We start from the raw sequence: 16,825 nt of genomic DNA, 5'->3' as shown, positions 1-16,825 counted from the left end.
GGTCAGCCCGCGAGCCGGTTGTGGAAGCGCAGCGCCCCGCGGTCCGGGGCATAGACGTCCACCCGGGTGAGGCCGAAAGGCTGCCAGGACAGGTCCAGGGCGCGGGTCGCGGGCAGGCCGATGTAGTGGGCGAGGATGGCCCGGAGGGGGCCGCCGTGGGCCAGCACCAGGGTCGCGCCTTCGCCTTCCAGGGCTCCCTGCAGGGCCAGCAGGGCCCGGGCCCCGCAGGCCAGGAAGCTCTCGCCGCCCGGCGGGACCCCCCGCGCCGGGTCCCGGAAGAAGGCCTCGGCGCCCTCCACCTGGTCCCAGGGCCGGGCCTCCCATTCGCCGAAGGCCTGCTCCGAGAGCCCCGGCAGCACCAGGCAGGGCAGCCCCAGGTCCAGGGCGTGGTCCCGGGCCCGGCCCAGGTCCGAGGTGAGGACCCGGCCGATGCCCAGGGCCAGCAGCTCCTCCCGGACCCGCGGCCACCGGGCCTGCCCTTCCGGCGCCACGGGCAGGTCCAGGCGCCCCAGGGGCGCCCCCTTCGCGGATGCCTCGGTGGGCCCGTGGCGGAGCAGGTAGAGGGGCATCATTTCGCCACCAGGGCCAGCAGCACCGCCGCCTCCACCAGCTGGTTCCCGGCGCCCAGAAGATCCCCGCTCTGGCCCCCCAGCCGGCGCTTGAGGTAGAGGGCCCAGAGCCCCAGCACCGCGGGCGCCGCCAGGGCCGCCCTGGCCAGACCCGGCCGGCCCAGGCACAGGAGGTTGGCCAGGACCAGCAGCGCCGTGGCGCCCAGGAAGGGGCCCCACCGCCCCTGGCCCCCCACCTCCTTCGCCAGCCCCGGCGCCACCGGCGGCAGGAGCCCCATGAGCGCGGAGATGGACCACCGCCCCCACACCATCGCCAGGGGCAGCGCCCAGAGGGCGCGCCCCTCCAGGGCCACCAGCGCGCTCCAGCGCACCGCCAGCAGCACCCACAGGGCCATGGCGCCGTACGCCCCGATGCGGCTGTCCTTCATGATTTCCAGCACCCGCTCCCGGGTCCAGCCTCCGCCCAGCCCGTCCATGGCGTCCGTGGCCCCGTCCTCGTGGAAGCCCCCCGTCAGCATGAGCCCGAAGCCCACGGCCACTGCCGCCGCGAGGGGTGCGGGCCAGGCCCGCAGGCCCAGCGCGAAGACCCCCGCCGTGGCGCCCCCCACCAGCGCCCCCACCAGGGGAAACCAGCCCACCCCCCGGGCGATGTCCTCCACCCGGGTCGGCCTCCCCGGAACGGGGACCCGGGTCAGGAAGCGGATGGCCGCCACCAGGCTCGCGATCATGCGCGGCTCACGCCCGCGCTGCCGAAGGTGGCCATTTCCCGGAGCACGGCGCAGGCCGAGCGCAGGATGGGCACCGCCAGGGCGGCGCCGGTGCCTTCGCCCAGGCGCAGGTCCAGGTCCAGCACCGGCTCCTTGCCCAGGTGCTCCAGCACGAGCCGGGCCCCGGGCTCGGCGCTGCGGTGGCTCCACACCAGGAAGGCCTCCAGGCCGGGCGCCAGGGCCATGGCCACGAGGGCGGCGGCGCCGGCGATGTACCCGTCCACGATCACCGCCCAGCCCCGGGCGGCCGCGCCGATCATGGCCCCCGCCATGGCCCCGAACTCCGCGCCCCCCACCGCGGCGAGCACCCCCAGGGGATCCGCGGGATCCGGGCGGTGCTTCGTGAGGACCTGCCGGATCACCTCCAGCTTCCTGCCCAGGGCGGAGCCCTGGATGCCGGTGCCGGGCCCCACCGCCCCGGCGGGATCCATCCCCGTGAATGCGCACACCAGGAGCGCGGCCACGGAGCTGTTCGCGATGCCCATCTCGCCCACCCCCAGGAGGGCGAAGGGGTTCGGCGGCAGGAGCGCCACCTCGTCCAGGCCGGCCTGGATGCAGGCCTCGGCCTCCGCCCGGGTCATGGCCGGCCCCTCCAGGGGATCCCGGGTGCCCCGCAGGACGTTGCGCTGGGCGACGCCGGGAAAGGGGCAGGGGGAGGCCACCCCGGCGTCGATGACCCGGTGGTGGATGCGGTTGGCCCGGCACAGCGCGGAGATGGCCGCGCCGCCCCCGGCGATGTTGGCCATCATCTGGACCGTCACCTCCTGGGGGTAGGCCGAGACCTGGTGGCGCGCGATGCCGTGGTCCCCGCCGAAGGTCAGGATGAACGCCTCCGGGTCCTGCGGGCGCGGGGTCCCCGCGATCCACGCCAGCTGCGCGCCCAGGCTTTCCAGGCGACCCAGGGCCCCCAGGGGCTTGGTCAGGTCGTCCACGTGGCGCGCCACGGATTCGCGGAAGGCCGGGTCCAGCACGGGCAGGGTGGGAAGGCGCATGGGGCTCCTCGTCAGGGCAGTTCCAGGGCCAGCCCCTGGGCGGGCGACGCCTTCACGCGGAAGACGGAGCCGATGAGACCGGGGGTGAGGATGGCCTCCGGGGGGCCGAAGCCCACCATCCGGCCCTGGTCCAGCACCATCACCTCGTCGAAGCGGAAGGCGGTCCGCAGGTCGTGGAGGCTCACCAGGAGGGTCGATCCGGCCCCGGCCAGGTCCCGGGCCAGCCGGAGCACCTCCAGCGCATGGCGCACGTCCAGGTTCGCGGCGGGCTCGTCCCAGAGCTGCAGGGGGGCGCCGGTGGCCAGGGCCCGGGCCAGGAAGACCCGCCGCCTTTCGCCCCCGCTCAGCTCGGTGATGGGCCGCGCTTCCAGGTGCCGGATGTCCAGGGCATCCAGGGCCGCCTCCACCCCCTGGCCGTCGTCCCCCCAGGCGTGGCGGCCCTGGGCCACCACCTCCCGCACCGGGAACGCGAATTCCGCATGGCTCTCCTGCCCCAGCCAGCTCAGGGACCGCCCCCGCTCCAGGAAGGGGATGCGGGCCAGGTCCCGCCCCTGCCACCGGATGCGCCCGTGCCCGTGGAGGAGGCCCGCCAGGACCTGCAGGAGGGTGGATTTCCCCGCGCCGTTGGGGCCCACCACCGCCACCATGCGCCCCGCCCCCAGGCCGAAGGACACGTCCCGCAGGCGGGTCCCCAGGGTGAGGCCCTCGGCCTCGAGCACGGGCGTCAGCACGGGTTCCTCCGGAGCATCCAGAGAAGGAAGGGCCCGCCCACCAGGGCCGTCATGGCCCCCAGGCGCAGCCCCCCCGGCACGAAGCGCGTGGGCAGATCGCAAAGGAGCACCAGGGCGGCCCCGCCCACCATGGAAAGGGGCAGGAGCCGCCGGTGGTCGGGCCCGAAGGCCAGGCGCAGGAGATGGGGCACCAGCAGGCCCACGAAGCCCACCACGCCCCCCACCGCCGTGGCCAGGGCCGTGAGCACGGTGGAAAGCGCGATGAGCTGCCAGCGCAGGCGCCGCACGTCCACCCCCAGGCTCTGGGCCGAAGGCTCGCCCAGGCTCAGCAGGTTCATGGGCCGCCCCAGGGGCAGCAGCAGCGCGCAGCACACCAGCACCCCGGGCAACCCGATGGCCACGTGCTCCCAGGTGCGGTTCTCGATGCCGCCCATGAGCCAGAAGAGGATCTGCCCGCTCACCTCGAATTTCCCCGCCGAAAGCGCCAGCAGGAAGCTGGTCCCCGCCCCGAAGAAGGCGTTGAGGGCCACCCCGGAGAGCAGCAGGTGCTCGGGTCCGGCCCCCCGCCGCGCCAGCACCAGCACGGCGCCCGTGGCCAGGAAGGCCCCGGCGATGGCCGCCAGGGGCACCGTGAGGAAGCTGGCGTGCCATCCCAGGGCCAGCACCGCCACCGCCCCCAGGGCGCCGCCCGCGCTCACCCCCAGCAGGCCCGGGGAGGCCAGGGGGTTGCGGAAGAAGGCCTGCATGGTCACGCCCGAGGCCGCCAGGCCCGCGCCCACCGCGAGGCCCACCAGGGTGCGGGGGAGCCGCAGGTCCCAGAGGATGGTCCGGTCCAGTTCGTCCCCCCGCCCCACCAGGGCGCGCAGCAGGGCCGTGGGCCCCAGATTGGAGTCCCCCAGCCCCAGGGAGGCCAGCACCGCCAGGAGGAGGATCAGGGAGAGGATGACGCCGGCCCGGCGCCTCACCGGAAGCGCTCCGGATGCAGGGCCCTGGCCAGGAATTCGTAGGCGTCGATGCGGGCCTGGCTGGTGGCCGACATGAGCGGCCCCGGCACCTCCACGAGGCTGCCGCGGCGGAGCGCGCCAAGGTACTTGTACGGCGCCAGGGCCCGGAGGCGTTCGGCCATGTGCTCACCCTTGTCGGTGACCAGCACGTCCACCTTCCACGTGAGCACCTTCTCGCCCGGGGTGGGCTGGTGGCCCCGGATGCCCTGTTCCGCGGCCACGTTCAGGGCCCCCGCGTGGTCGCACATGTCCTGGAAGGTGGTGCCCGCGCCCGCGGTGAACGGATAGAGGCCCACCGCCAGGACGCGCACGGCCCGGACGCCCTTCAGGCGCCTGTCCAGCTCCGCCACGCGCGCCTTCCACTGGCCGATGAGCTCCTCGGCGCGCTCCCGGCGGCCCAGGGCCGCGCCGATCCTGCGCGCGGAGTCGTAGAGGTCGTCCAGGGTCTCGAAGCGGTCCACCACCACCAGGTCCACCTTGGCCCTGCGCAGGATCGTCAAGGTCTCCGGCGCCGTCCACGCCGCCGCGAGCACCAGGCCCGGGCGGAAGTGGAGCACGTCCTCGGCGCTGCCGGTGCGCAGGCAGGGGTACTTGGCGTTGGCGCGGACATCCGGCGTGAACTCCGGGTCCCGGGCCAGGTGGCTCAGGGCCGCGATCTGGCCCGGCGCCGCCAGGGCCACCAGCAGTTCGTCGGTGCCCACCGTCTGGCTCACGACCCGCACGGGCCCCCCCGCCCAGAGAAGGGCGGGGAGGAACAGGATGGAAAGGAGGCGGCGCATGCTGGGGCGGGTATCCATGGGCGGGGGAGGTTCCTAGAAAAGGTAGCGCATCTCGACCGTCACCGTCGGAGGCTGCGCCGGGAAGCCGAAGATCTGGGAGGCGTCGTTCTGGAAGTCCCGCTCCCGGGCCAGCCACTGCGGCACGGTGGTGCGGGGCTGCAGGAGGTGGTCCCCCCGCAGGGTCAGGGTCACGGCCCGGCCCAGGGGCAGCATCGCCTTGAGGCCCAGATCGTTGAAGTGCTCCTTGAAGGCCGTGGGCAGCCCGTAGTCGTAGCGGGGCCCGATCCAGGACCAGGAGCCTTCCAGCCTCAGGCTCCCCAGGGTGCGGTGGCCGGTGAGCCCCAGGGTCTGGAAGGGCTTGCGGATCACGGCCCCCGACGAGAAGCGCTGGGAGGGGACGGCCTGCTCGTCCCGGAACTCCTGGTTGCGGTAGAAGCCCTGGAGGCTCCAGGTCCCCGTGCGGTACCCCGCCGTGACCTGGGCCGACTGGAGCCGGAGATCGGACCCGTTGCGGTAGATGCCCGAATAGTACCCGCCCCAGGAGGCGGGGATGAACTGCCCGCCGTTGGCGTCGAAGTAGACCAGGTTCCCGTAGAGGGTCCGGGAGAGCTCCAGGGCCGCCGTCCAGGGCCCCGCCGCGTAGGTGAGGCCGGCCTGGGCGGTGAAGCTGCGCTCGTTGTCCAGGGCCTGGCCCTGGTACTGGGCGTTGTAGATGGCCTGGAAGAGCAGGGGATTGGCGAAGGCGGTGCCCGCCGAGGCATAGGCCCGCAGCCCGCCCCCCAGGAGCCAGTTGATGCCCAGCTTCCAGGTGGCCCGGGACACCTGGGTGTCCCGGGCATCGGGGAAGGTGAGCCGGTCGCGCTCGCCCCGGACCGTGGCCACCACGCGCAGGGAATCCGAGATTTCCGTCTGGTCCTCCAGGAACACCGCCAGGTGCCGGCCCGTGGCCGGGTCCACCGTCCCCGCGAAGCGCGCCGTCTCCTGGTAGAGGTCGAAGCCCGCCTGGAGGGTGGAGATCCTGGACGCACGCCAGGTGAGGGCCCCGTTGGCCTGGTTACGCTGGCTGGTGTACCGCTCCGTGGCGGCCCCGTCCGTGTAGTTGGGCTCCAGCCGCGCCTGCAGCGCCTGTCCCACCGTGAGCTCCCCCAGGAGCGCCGGGGTCAGGGAGGACCGCACCGTGGCGCTGAGCACCTCGGTGCGGTTGAAATCCTGCCGGGAGGGGACGTACTGGGACCCGGCCCGGGGACCCGATCCGTAGTCCGCGTAGGTGATGGGCACCGGAACCCCCGCGAATGCGTTGCGGTAGCTCGCCGTCACCAGGGTATCGGCCCCCACCTGCTGGCCTCCCCCCAGGAAGACGCCCGAGGAACGGAAGGGGTGGTCCGCCGGCGTGGCGCCATCCTCCTGCTGGCCGCTGACCGAGGCCCGCACCCAGCCCGAGGCCCACCCGTAGGCGGGGGCGAAGAGACCCTCGCGGATGGCCTGGCTCCCGGCCCCGGCCCGCACCTGGCCGCTGAACCCCTCCCGGGCGTGGCCCGCCGAGTACAGCGCCACCACCCCGGTCTGGGCGTCGGACCCGAAACGGGTGGAGCAGGGCCCCTGCTGGACCTCCATGCGTTCGATGCCCGCCAGGGAGATCATGGAGAGGTTCACCCCGCCCAGGCCCGTGGCGTCGGAGAGGCGGATGCCATCCAGGACCACCACCGCATCCTGGGCCCTTCCTCCCCCCAGGTTCAGGGTGGCCGCCGTGCCCACGCCGCCGCTGGAGAACACCTGGCCCGGCAGGAGCATCCGCAGGAGATCGCCCAGATTGTCCGCCCCCCGGGCCTCGATGGCCGCCCTGTCCACCACCAGCACGGGATTGGGGGTCCGCACCACCTCCACGGGGGTGGCCTCCGCGGTGACCGTGACCGTGGCCGAGGCTTCGGACCTCACGGGCGGGGGCTCCACCCCCGGATCCCCCGCCCAGAGGCGGGCCCCCACGGCCAGGGAAAAAAGGATTCTTGAATTGCCCATTGCATGCTCCGCGCATGGTGCCGGGGAACAAGGGGTGGCATCGCCGCTGGGGCAAGGGCCCTCCCCGTCCCCACGACGGTTGGGTTAATGCAGGACCGGTCTCCGGGCTCGCACGCGACAGGCATCTTGCGATGCCCCTGGAGTCTTCCCGGGGATCCGCCCCAGTGGCTCCAGCGGGGTCTCCCGGTCCATGGCGCTCGGCCCGGGGTGCATACCGTTGCGGGGCAGCGCAGGATTCACACCTGCTTCCCGAACATCCAGCACACGCTGTAGGGAAGTAGGTTCGCAGGGCAGGGGGCCGAATACAAGGTGCATAATGGGTCCATGGCCACCAAACCCATCTCCCAGGCAAGTCCCAAGCTCCTGGCGATCCAGAAGGACCTCCAGCAATTGGCTTCCATGGCCGGGTACCTCAACAGCGCCATCGACGGCCCCCAGCTGCGGCTCTCCTTCACCCTCTACGGCCGCGTCCTGGTGGAGGACGCCCAGGCCGGCCTGGACATCACCCCCCGCCTCCAGGCCTGGTCCGACCGGGTCGCCGTGCGGCTCCGGGAGGACAGCTCCTCCGCCGTCCTTCCCCCCCAGATCCAGATCTCCGCCCCCCAGCCCCTGCCCAACGGCGAGGGGTTCTACGTCATCTCCTCCATGAGCTTCAATTCCAAGGTCACAGAGCAGGGATACCAGCGCGTGCGGAACGCCATCCTGGGCGCCTACCAGGCAGCCGTGAATCTCCGGGAGAAGAAGATCTGGGGGGATGAGGCCTAGCCAAATGCTTCCAGGAACGCCCGGCTGGCCCGGGCCCGGTGGCTGAGTCCCTGCTTGGCCGTGGAAGGAAGCTCTCCGAAGGTCCGGTCGTACCCCTCCGGGATGAAAATCGGATCATACCCGAACCCCTGGCCGCCCCGGGGTTCCAGGGCCAGCTGTCCTTCAACCGAGCCGCCGAACGTCACCGCTTCCCCGGCCATGGGCGCCCAGGCAAGCACACACACAAACCGGGCCGACCGTTGAGCACCCGGCGGAATCATTCCCAGGAGCCTTCGGTTCTTGGCATCCTGGCCCAGGCCCCGGGCAAACCGGGCGCTCAGCACTCCAGGCCCACCCCACAGGGCGTCCACGCACAGACCGGAATCATCGGCAAGCACCCCATCGACCGGACATTCACCCTTCCGCTCCCACCAATCCTTGGCGAAGGTGGCCTTCTGCAGGGCGTTGTCCTGGAAGAAGGCCCCCTCCTCGGGGATTTCCGGGGCATCCTCCGGCCAGGGAACCAGGTCCGCGCCCTGGAGGAGGTCCTTGAATTCGCGAAGTTTTCCCGCGTTCCGGGAGGCGAGGAGGATCTTCATCTACATCTTGGAATAGGGATCGGGGTTGTAGGGGTCCTCGTAGTAGGGGTCCAGGGTGGGCGGCTGCCCCTGCGGCGTCCAGGCCTCCGCGGGGGGGACCCAGGTTTGTGAGACGTCATCCGGCTGATGCATTCGGGACCTCTGAGGAGAACGAGATGAAAGCTATCACGGTTGCCCCCGTTCTCCAACGGACCGGGGTCACACCGCGACATTAATATTTAATTCATCCGGATCCCCCGGCCCAGGTTTATTTAAGCAGCTGGCCGCAGGCCCCTTGCACATCCCGGCCCCGGCTCTTGCGCACCGTCACGAAGCAGCCCCGGGCCTTGAGCCGGTCCAGGAAGGCCTGGAGCCGGTCCTCCTCCGGCTGCTTGAAGGCGGACGCCGCGTGCTCGTTCATGCGGATGAGGTTGATGTTGTGTCCATGGCGCAGTTCGCCCAGCCAATCCGCAAGGCGGTCGGCATCCTCCACCGTGTCGTTCTCCCCGGCCAGCAGCACGTATTCCAGGAGGAATTTCTCCCCGGGGGCCAGTCCCCAGGCCCCCAGGGCCTCCCGCAGGCGCCCCAGGCCCCACACGCGGTTCACGGGCATGACCCGGCTCCGGGCCTCGTCCGTGGTGGCGTTGAGGCTCAAGGCCAGCCAGGGCCGCGGCCGCAGGCGGGAAAGCCGCTCGATGGCGGGCACCAGGCCGGAGGTGGACACCGTGATGCGCCGGGTGGAGATGTTCAGCCCCCAGGGGTGGTTCAGGATGCGGATGGCCCGGTGGACGTTGTCCAGGTTGTGCAGCGGCTCCCCCATGCCCATGAACACCAGGGTGATGGCGTGGGGCTGGGCGGGCCCCAGGGTCCGGATGAGGCTCAGCACCTGGCCCACGATCTCCCCCGCCGAAAGGTTGCGCCGGATCCCCATGGCGCCCGTGGCGCAGAAGGTGCACCCCATGGCGCATCCCACCTGGCTGCTGATGCAGAGGGTCACCCGGGGATTGCGCACGTCCCGGGGCATGTGCACGGCCTCGATGCGCTCCCCGTCCCGCAGGCGCAGCACCACCTTGGTGGCGCCGTCCTCGCTGGGGTGGCGCTCGATGATCTCCGGCAGCGACACGTCGTACGAGGCCGCGATCCATTCCCGCGCCTCCCGGTTGAGGAAGAGCCCTTCGGGCCGGTAGGTCCAGGGCCGGTGCAGGCGGTTGAAGACGTGCTCCGCGCGGCCCGGGGCGGCCTCCAGCTCCTCGGGCAGCAGCCCGAAGACGGAGGGGAGCCCCGCGGCCTCCGGGGCCGGGGCGTCCCAGGGGTTGGCGGCGGTCCCGGTCATGCGATGGAGATCCCTTCCATGGCGCTCACCTCGTGGGCGTTGAAGCTGGAACGCACCAGCGGGCCCGCGTACACGGTGCGGAACCCCAGGGCCTTGGCCTTGCGGCCCAGTTCCGCGAAGGCGTCGGGGTGGACGTACGCCTTCACCGGCAGCTGGTGCCGGGTGGGCCGCAGGTACTGCCCGAGCGTGAGGATATCGACCCCCGCCTCCACCAGCTTCCCGAAGACCTCCATGAGCTCCGCCTCCGTCTCCCCCAGGCCCAGCATCAGCCCCGACTTGGTGCGGAACTCGTCCCCGAAGAGCGCCGTGCCCAGGCGCTTGGCGTGGGCCAGCACGTCCAGGGACCGCTGGAAGCGCCCCGCGGGGCGCACTTCGGCGTAGAGGCTGGGCACGGTCTCCGTGTTGTGGTTGAACACCGCCGGTCCCGCGGCCACCACCTCCGCCACGGCATCCAGGTCCCCCATGAAATCCGGCGTGAGCACCTCCACCCCCGTGCCCGGGTTCAGGCGCCGGATGGCGCGGATGGTGCCCGCGAAATGCGCCGCGCCCCCGTCGGGGAGATCATCCCGGTTCACGGAGGTGAGCACGGCGAACTTCAGCCCCAGGGAGGCCACGCGCTGGGCGGTCTCCTCCGGTTCCCGGGGATCCAGGGGCAGGGGCCTGCCGCTCCGGATGGAACAGAACCCGCAGGCCCGGGTGCAGGTGTCCCCCATGAGCAGGAAGGTTGCCGTGCCGTGGGTGAAGCAGTGGTTGCGGTTCGGGCACCGGGCCTCCTCGCACACCGTGTGCAGGGCGGATTCCCGCATGCGCGCCTTCATGGCGTGGAGGTCCGAAAGCTTCACCTTCTCCTGGACGATCCAGTCCGGCAGGCGCGGGTGGCCCTCCAGGACTTCGCGGCCGGAACGTCTTGAGAATCGAGGCATGAACGGGCTCCCTTGCCCCTCCAGGATAACCCGGCGTCAGCCTTTCCCCACCACCCCCCCCACGGGGCTGGAGGCGCTGGCGTACAACCGGCGGGGCATACGGCCGGCCTCGAAGGCCAGCCGCCCCGCCTTCACGGCGAAATCCATGGCCCGGGCCATCTTCACCGGGTCCGCGGCCTCGGCCACGGCGGTGTTCATGAGCACCGCGTCCGCCCCCAGCTCCATGGCCACCGCCGCGTCGCTGGCGGTGCCCACCCCCGCGTCCACGATGAGCGGCAGGCCGAAGCCCCCCACCACGTCCCGGAGGATCTGGATCACGTAGGGGTTCTGCACCCCCAGCCCCGAACCGATGGCCGATCCCAGGGGCATCACCGCCGCGCAGCCCGCCTCGCAGAGCTTCTTGGCCAGGATGGGGTCCGCGTTGATGTAGGGGAGCACCACGAACCCCTCCTTCACGAGGATTTCCGCCGCCCGCAGCGTCTCCTCCCCGTCGGGGTACAGGCTGAGGGGATCCCCGATGACCTCCAGCTTCACCCAGTCCGTCTCCAGGGCCTCCCGGGCCAGGCGGCACACCCGCAGGGCGTCCTCCCGGGTGTAGCAGCCCGCGGTGTTGGGCAGCAGCGCCATGCCCTTGGGGATCCAGTTGAGGATGTTGTCATCGCCCTTGGCCGAGAGATCGAAGCGCCGCACCGCCAGGGTCACCATCTCCACCGAGCCGGCCTCGTAGCACGCCTTCATGGTGGCGAAGTCCTTGTACTTGCCGGTCCCGAGGATGAGGCGGTTCTGGAAGGTGCGGCCGGCGATGGTGAGCATGGGCGACTCCAAAAAGTTCGGGTACCAGTCTACTGTAGGGAAGAGGCCGCCCATGAAATCCCACCGCGTGACCCTGACCCTCCACGAGCCCGAGCGGGTGGGCTTCGTGAACATCACCCCCGACGTGGAGGAGGCCCTGGACGCCAGCGGCGTCCAGGAGGGCTTCTGCCTCGTCAACGCCATGCACATCACCGCCAGCGTCTTCATCAACGACGACGAGCCCGGCCTCCACGAGGACTACAAGCGCTGGCTGGAAAAGCTCGCCCCCTTCAACGAAGGCGCCGACCCCGCCCGGGGCGGCTACCTGCACAACCGCTCCGGCGAGGACAACGGCGACGCCCACCAGAAGCGCCAGATCATGGGCCGGGAGGTGGTTGTCGCCATCACCAAGGGCCGCCTGGATTTCGGCCCCTGGGAGCAGATCTTCCTTCATTCACCAGATCTAGTTTGTCATTGACTACTGACCAGAAATTGATATGATTGAAGTTAGCTCTTTACACCGGGGAAACGGGGGGGTAGTCTGTCCCCGTCATGAAAGCGACCTCCTCAATCTGTAAAGAATCGGGCTACCGAGTCGAGACCGTGGTATCGGATTATGGGGAGCGCCACCCCCTGGTGGTGGACGTTACGACCGGCCTCCCGCTGTTCGCCCCGTCGGTGTGGCTGACTTCCCATCGCCGAGTAACAGGGGTTGCGGGCGGGACCCTCGCCAATAATGCCGTGACTGTCGCAGCCATCTACGACTGGGCGAATGTCCGGGGCATCGATCTGGATGGTCGCTTTGGCAATGGGAAATTCCTCTCTCATGCAGAGATGTCAGACTTGGTCGCGTGTTTGCGAATCGTGACTCGTTCGCAACAGAGGGACCCACACAAAAACGTGTTTCCCTTTCGGCCCGGGGAACCCATGCGTGAGCCACGGATGCTGGATGTAGTCACCTCGCGGGTGGGCAACTACCGTCTCGACGTTGCAGCGGACTACCTCCATTGGTTGGCTACCGTCGCCTGCAACTGGATGGCCAACTCAGGCCGCCGGGACGAAAGTGCGGCTGCCCAGACCGTTCGGGACGATATGGTGAAGAACATCCTCGGACACCGGGAACGAGCCAAAGGCCGCAACGCCTTCTTACTCCCCATGGCCCCAGAGCCTGAAGTCATCGAGCGAATACTAAACTTGATCGGAGTAGACCACCCCGACAACCCATGGGCGGACCCGCCGGATTTGGTTCAGGCTTGGACGGCTGCAGAGAATGCTGGGGACCAAAAGGAAGTCAAGAGGATCCGGGACAGGCTCCTTGGGAGGCTCGCTATTCGTGTGCGGAATCGCTTGATCGTCAATCTTCTATATTGCCTGGGGATTCGCCGTGGTGAACTCCTGGGACTCAAGGCACGGGATCTGAAAGGCGCAAAAGTGTTCGTGCTGCGGCGTCCTGATGACCCGGAGGATCCGCGAAAATATGAGCCGAACACCAAGACGCGAGACCGGGATCTACCGGTGAATTCTGGCCTCCAGGCGATGTGGTTGGACTATGTATCGTTGGTTCGGGGCAAGTTTCCGATGGCTCGGAAGCATCCACTACTGATCGTCAATCACCGGGACGGCCTGCCACTGTCCTTTTCCGGACTGGCAAAAATTTTCAAGGATCTGCGGGCAGTGGCAGGTGTGCCGAAGAACCTCTCGCCGCACAAGCTGCGGCACGCTTGGAACGATGAGTTCTCCAGATTGGCAGACGAGCATGGATTGGACGAGGCTCGTGAAGTCCAGCACAGGGCTGAGTTGATGGGATGGAACCCCAATTCACCGCGATCTACGGCTGCGATCTACCTTCGCCGCCACACAAAAAGGAAGGCCCAAAAGTTCCTTCTCGAAATGCAGGAGGACATGATGCACCCGCGAGGCGACGACCATGAGTAATGTCATACTCCGACCTTCATTGACGCACACGAAAGCCGGAGTGCTGTTCGATCCCTTGATGGACGTGTGGGAGTTCCAAACTTCCAGCAAAACAATCAGGCTCAAGTTTGCCCCTCTCCGTGCATGGGCAACTGACGAAATGGTGGCCAGCATCAAGGCGGCGATGGTTGGGGTACTCCGAGCATTCGCTTGCTCTTCCTCCGCGACATTGATGGAGAAGGCTGTCGGACCCTTGCTAAAGCACGCCTATTCTCGCCGAGGAAAACGAGTAGATTCCTTAACCCTCGACATGATCCAGGCATTTGCGCTGTCATTAGATGAACGCCACAGAAACCAATTAGCATTTGTCAAGATGTTCGCCAAGGCCTTGGCACTTCATGGTGATCCTGGACATAGATTCTCGCCAGAAGCCCAGAAATGGGTTGCCAAGCTGAGACATCTCGAAACCATCAAGGGCGAGGCCACCTTGACCATGCACCCCACCAAGGGGCCGCTGCTGTTGAGCGAGGACCGGATTCTCATGCGGGCTCTGCACGATTCGTGGGAAACGAATCTCATTCCCGCCCACGCCTATCTCAAAATTCTACTGTTCCGTCTCTCAGGAATGCGCCGGGCCCAGGTTGCAGACCTCAAGTGCAAGGACCTGAACCAGAAGGACGGGGTATACACACTGGCCTTCCCCCAGGTCAAGAGGCCCGGTGAGGGATGGCGCGAGTCGTTCGAGTCCTGGGCCTTGCATCCCGAAGTGGGAGCTTTATTGGCTGGATGGATCGCTGACCAGAAGGCCAAATGGGCACATTTGGGCATGGGGGATGACCTCCCTCTGTTCGTTCACCCGGAGAACCAGGACCCCATTCGTACCTACCACTACGTCGGAGAAAGCCTCGTAGCCGGCTTGCCGCGCGTTCTCGGCGGCCTGATGGTTTTCGACTCGACCACCCGAACGTTGGTCAGGCTCCGGTCGCCAAGGACCGGCGATTACTTCAAAATCAGCATGAAACGTTTCCGAATGTCTCTCGCCACCTGGGCGCTGCTGCGAGGTGCAACGCTCATACAGGTGGCTCGGATCCTAGGGCATACAACTGTTTCCTCAGCATTGGAATGCTATGGGGGCATTGATGTAAAAGTGCTGATGGATGCCGACCGCAAAATGGCAGCTTCCGAAGTGCGTACGGCCGGATATTTTAAAGGCGAATTATGCTATTCGGGCCAGGGATCCGCCCTCTACCCAGAATCGTTCCAAGGAAGAGCAATCGGCCAATGTAAGAACCTCTGCGCACAGCGAAAGCCATACGCTTGTTACACATGCCTTAAATTCCAAGCCCTCATGGCAGGCCCCCACGAGCAGGTATTGAAGGAATTGGAAGCCGAGCGAGATCAGGTTCTGGTATGCGGCGGCACTTCCCAGGCCGACACGCATGACATGAGTATTCAGGCAGTAAAGCAGGTCATAGCCATGAGGGACAATAAGTTGCGCCGGGATGGCCTTTCCTTGGAATTACTACTCGAACAGGAGGGCATGTGATCCAATATGTGCCGTTCTTACCACTTGCCTCAGATGCCGCGAGGAACATCGAGGCATTTATCGCGCAATGGCGGCCCTTAACTGCGGAATTGCCGTGCACGGAGTCCTTCGATTCTGATAACTGGGATCTCCGGCTGGCGGGTGAAATCCAAGATAGGGCTAGGCCCTCTCATCGCCTAGGATTACCTTTCACAAAGTTCACCCCAGATAACCGGCGCATGGAACGCCGGGTGCTCGATCAACCCTTGAGGGATATTGCCAAGGCATGGACCCTAAAGCACCTGGCGGAAGACCGCCCGAAAAACATCGGCTCCCCGAGGAATTTATTAGAAGTTTGGCGGCGTCTGGAAGTCGGCCTGCTGGATCGCGGACTGACGTCATCGCCTGAATTCATAACGCCGGACGTGCTCGACGAGGTGAACCTAGCGATCCGAATGGCGGACCGCACGAACGATTCGAGGAAGTACGAACTGTGCCTATTGCTCAACCGTTTGGTGGACGGGTTGCAGGAGAGCGGCCTAGTCCGAACACGGTTCAACTGGAAAGGCATGACGGTCAAGCCGGAGAGCAATTTCAACAGAGTGGGCGATGAGTTCGATCTAAAGCGGAATAAAATGCTCCTGACCGACCATGAAATGGCGTCCGTTGGTTATGGGTTTTCCCAGGCCGAGTTGCCTCAGCACCGCTATCCCATGGCCATTGCGGCAATTCTGGCTGGGCAACCGTCCCGGATCGGTGAACTGCTGGACTTACCCGTTGACTGTGCTTTCGATGATGAGAAGGGCGGCGAAAAGCTGTTCGTCATGCGTTGGCGGCCAGAGAAGGGTGGGAAGCCAATGCAGAAGGAATTTGTATACGCCACCAATCCGTGGATTCCCAATTTCAAGAAAGCTATCGCCTGGCTCACTGAGATCTCTGAACCAGCCCGCAAGATGGCCAAATGGTATGAGGACAACCCAGGAAAAATTCACCTTCCCGAGCGCCTGGAGTATCTGCGAACCAAGGAATGGCTGGAATTAAAGGAGGTAGCTGACATCCTGCAGGTCAATCCTCCAAAATTTGTCTCTCGCTTTGAACACAAGTACTTGTTTTCTCGAAAAATGCCTCTTTACGGTGAAAAAGGGGGGATGCGCAAGGTCAGGTTTGAAGATCTTGAGCGTTCGGTGTTGGCAGATCTACCACCAGGGTTCCCGGTCATGAACCGTGCCTCCGGATTGAAATACAGCGAAGCTCTGTGTTTATTACGAGTTCAGGAATTCAAGGGTACTCGCCGATTCGACACCAGCCCATCAAATGTCATGATTCAAGCCCCTTCTTATCAGCGCTTTAAACGCGCTCTGGATCAAGCATTTGACGACCTCGGCCGTACCAACATGGACGGCGGGCTACTCCGAATTAGCACCCATAAGTTCCGCCACCGCTGGTGTACGGCCGCAGAGGAGGCGGGAATCTGGCGATGGTTCAACAACGCCATGTCAGGCCGCCTGAAGATCTCCCAGGCCGACGCCTATGACCATATGACTGCGGACCATGTTCACAAGGTTAGGGCCGAACTCCTCCCAGAAGGTGGACGCCTGTTCGGCGAGATTCTGGCCTTCACACCCAAGGAGCCCCTGTACGCGCATGAAGTGGAGCGCCAGATCGAAGAACTGGGAATGCTCAAAGCCATCGTTCTGACGCCCTTTGGCATTTGCATCAACGACTTCGTGCAGTCTCCATGCGAATACCATAACGATTGCCTGAATTGCGGCAACCATGACTGTGTGAAGGGTCTCCCGGCTCGCACAGAGAACATCCGCAAGCGGCTCGAACTTCAGGAGAAGGCTTTAGCGGGGGCCCGGATCGCGCTGGAGAATGGCGACTATGGAGTGGAGGACCATATCCGACAGACCCTCGAACCCAACGTTCAGCGCCTGCGTGCCATCGTCCAGGTCCTGGACGATCCAAGGTTCCCACTCGGCACACAGATCCTGCTCGCTCACGGCCCCGATGGTCACCCCATCACCAAGGCAACCCAGTTCCGCATCGAGACACGCAAAGCACAGGGCCTCAACACCGCAATGGAAGAATCCATGCTCGCCTCCCGGGCTCAGGCGCTCGAATTCGACCTCGGGTCTCCTGTGGATTTATAAGGGAC

The 16,825-nt window shown here is 66.9% G+C and carries 17 protein-coding genes and 1 riboswitch; of the genes, 5 read left to right on the top strand and 12 right to left on the bottom strand.

Annotated features, from left to right (window positions below):
- Nucleotides 1-2: 2 nt before the first annotated feature.
- The 7 genes from R2J76_RS00295 to R2J76_RS00265 are packed head-to-tail and all read right to left on the bottom strand — an operon-like array spanning nucleotide 3 to nucleotide 6,858.
- The gene (locus R2J76_RS00295; protein WP_316413781.1) at nucleotides 3-572 is read right to left on the bottom strand and encodes a histidine phosphatase family protein; all 570 of its coding nucleotides are present in this window, start codon (nucleotides 570-572) and stop codon (nucleotides 3-5) included.
- Complete coding sequence (gene cobS / locus R2J76_RS00290) at nucleotides 569-1,297, bottom strand: adenosylcobinamide-GDP ribazoletransferase (protein WP_316413780.1); 729 nt, start codon at nucleotides 1,295-1,297, stop codon at nucleotides 569-571. Before cobS ends, R2J76_RS00295 begins: the two co-directional genes overlap by 4 nt.
- Nucleotides 1,294-2,328: a nicotinate-nucleotide--dimethylbenzimidazole phosphoribosyltransferase gene (gene cobT / locus R2J76_RS00285; protein ID WP_316413779.1), complete on the bottom strand. Its 1,035-nt coding sequence runs from the start codon at nucleotides 2,326-2,328 to the stop codon at nucleotides 1,294-1,296. The genes cobS and cobT overlap by 4 nt, the downstream gene beginning before the upstream one ends.
- 11 nt (nucleotides 2,329-2,339) lie before the next feature.
- Nucleotides 2,340-3,059: an ABC transporter ATP-binding protein gene (locus tag R2J76_RS00280; RefSeq protein WP_316413778.1), complete on the bottom strand. Its 720-nt coding sequence runs from the start codon at nucleotides 3,057-3,059 to the stop codon at nucleotides 2,340-2,342.
- Nucleotides 3,053-4,024: a FecCD family ABC transporter permease gene (locus R2J76_RS00275; RefSeq protein ID WP_316413777.1), complete on the bottom strand. Its 972-nt coding sequence runs from the start codon at nucleotides 4,022-4,024 to the stop codon at nucleotides 3,053-3,055. The genes R2J76_RS00280 and R2J76_RS00275 overlap by 7 nt, the downstream gene beginning before the upstream one ends.
- Nucleotides 4,021-4,860 carry an ABC transporter substrate-binding protein gene (locus R2J76_RS00270; RefSeq protein WP_316413776.1) on the bottom strand — a complete coding sequence of 280 codons (840 nt, stop codon included), beginning with the start codon at nucleotides 4,858-4,860 and terminating at the stop codon, nucleotides 4,021-4,023. Before R2J76_RS00270 ends, R2J76_RS00275 begins: the two co-directional genes overlap by 4 nt.
- Nucleotides 4,861-4,875: 15 nt before the next feature.
- Nucleotides 4,876-6,858 carry a TonB-dependent receptor plug domain-containing protein gene (locus tag R2J76_RS00265; protein ID WP_316413775.1) on the bottom strand — a complete coding sequence of 661 codons (1,983 nt, stop codon included), beginning with the start codon at nucleotides 6,856-6,858 and terminating at the stop codon, nucleotides 4,876-4,878.
- A 76-nt stretch (nucleotides 6,859-6,934) separates the two neighbouring features.
- Nucleotides 6,935-7,134: riboswitch (cobalamin riboswitch) on the bottom strand.
- Nucleotides 7,135-7,182: 48 nt separating this feature from the next.
- Between R2J76_RS00265 and R2J76_RS00260 the strand changes: the two genes are divergently transcribed.
- On the top strand, nucleotides 7,183-7,623 hold the full coding sequence (locus R2J76_RS00260) for a hypothetical protein (protein WP_316413774.1): 441 nt from the start codon (nucleotides 7,183-7,185) through the stop codon (nucleotides 7,621-7,623).
- Here the strand turns inward: R2J76_RS00260 and R2J76_RS00255 are convergent.
- The 5 genes from R2J76_RS00255 to R2J76_RS00235 form a co-directional block, all read right to left on the bottom strand.
- The gene (locus R2J76_RS00255) at nucleotides 7,620-8,201 is read right to left on the bottom strand and encodes a non-canonical purine NTP pyrophosphatase (protein WP_316413773.1); all 582 of its coding nucleotides are present in this window, start codon (nucleotides 8,199-8,201) and stop codon (nucleotides 7,620-7,622) included. The genes R2J76_RS00260 and R2J76_RS00255 overlap by 4 nt on opposite strands.
- Nucleotides 8,202-8,333: a hypothetical protein gene (locus tag R2J76_RS00250; protein WP_316413772.1), complete on the bottom strand. Its 132-nt coding sequence runs from the start codon at nucleotides 8,331-8,333 to the stop codon at nucleotides 8,202-8,204.
- 115 nt (nucleotides 8,334-8,448) lie between these two features.
- Nucleotides 8,449-9,513: a 23S rRNA (adenine(2503)-C(2))-methyltransferase RlmN gene (rlmN, locus tag R2J76_RS00245; protein WP_316413771.1), complete on the bottom strand. Its 1,065-nt coding sequence runs from the start codon at nucleotides 9,511-9,513 to the stop codon at nucleotides 8,449-8,451.
- Entirely contained in the window at nucleotides 9,510-10,436 is a 927-nt protein-coding gene (gene lipA, locus R2J76_RS00240; protein ID WP_316413770.1) for a lipoyl synthase, read from the bottom strand. The genes rlmN and lipA overlap by 4 nt, the downstream gene beginning before the upstream one ends.
- 36 nt (nucleotides 10,437-10,472) lie before the next feature.
- Complete coding sequence (locus R2J76_RS00235; protein ID WP_316413769.1) at nucleotides 10,473-11,249, bottom strand: thiazole synthase; 777 nt, start codon at nucleotides 11,247-11,249, stop codon at nucleotides 10,473-10,475.
- Between the two features lie 52 nt (nucleotides 11,250-11,301).
- Between R2J76_RS00235 and R2J76_RS00230 the strand changes: the two genes are divergently transcribed.
- From R2J76_RS00230 to R2J76_RS00215, 4 genes are all read left to right on the top strand, one after another.
- Entirely contained in the window at nucleotides 11,302-11,706 is a 405-nt protein-coding gene (locus R2J76_RS00230) for a secondary thiamine-phosphate synthase enzyme YjbQ (protein WP_316413768.1), read from the top strand.
- Nucleotides 11,707-11,780: 74 nt separating this feature from the next.
- Nucleotides 11,781-13,163 (top strand): tyrosine-type recombinase/integrase, encoded by a 1,383-nt coding sequence (locus tag R2J76_RS00225; RefSeq protein WP_316413767.1) that lies wholly within the window; start codon nucleotides 11,781-11,783, stop codon nucleotides 13,161-13,163.
- A gap of 40 nt (nucleotides 13,164-13,203) precedes the next feature.
- Nucleotides 13,204-14,688, top strand: coding sequence for a hypothetical protein (locus R2J76_RS00220; protein ID WP_316413766.1), 1,485 nt, complete (start codon nucleotides 13,204-13,206; stop codon nucleotides 14,686-14,688).
- Nucleotides 14,685-16,820: a hypothetical protein gene (locus R2J76_RS00215; RefSeq protein WP_316413765.1), complete on the top strand. Its 2,136-nt coding sequence runs from the start codon at nucleotides 14,685-14,687 to the stop codon at nucleotides 16,818-16,820. Before R2J76_RS00220 ends, R2J76_RS00215 begins: the two co-directional genes overlap by 4 nt.
- Nucleotides 16,821-16,825: the final 5 nt, after the last annotated feature.

It is taken from the genome of Mesoterricola silvestris, from assembly GCF_030295405.1.
Classification (GTDB): domain Bacteria; phylum Acidobacteriota; class Holophagae; order Holophagales; family Holophagaceae; genus Mesoterricola; species Mesoterricola silvestris.
This window is presented reverse-complemented; position numbering and strand designations above follow the sequence as displayed.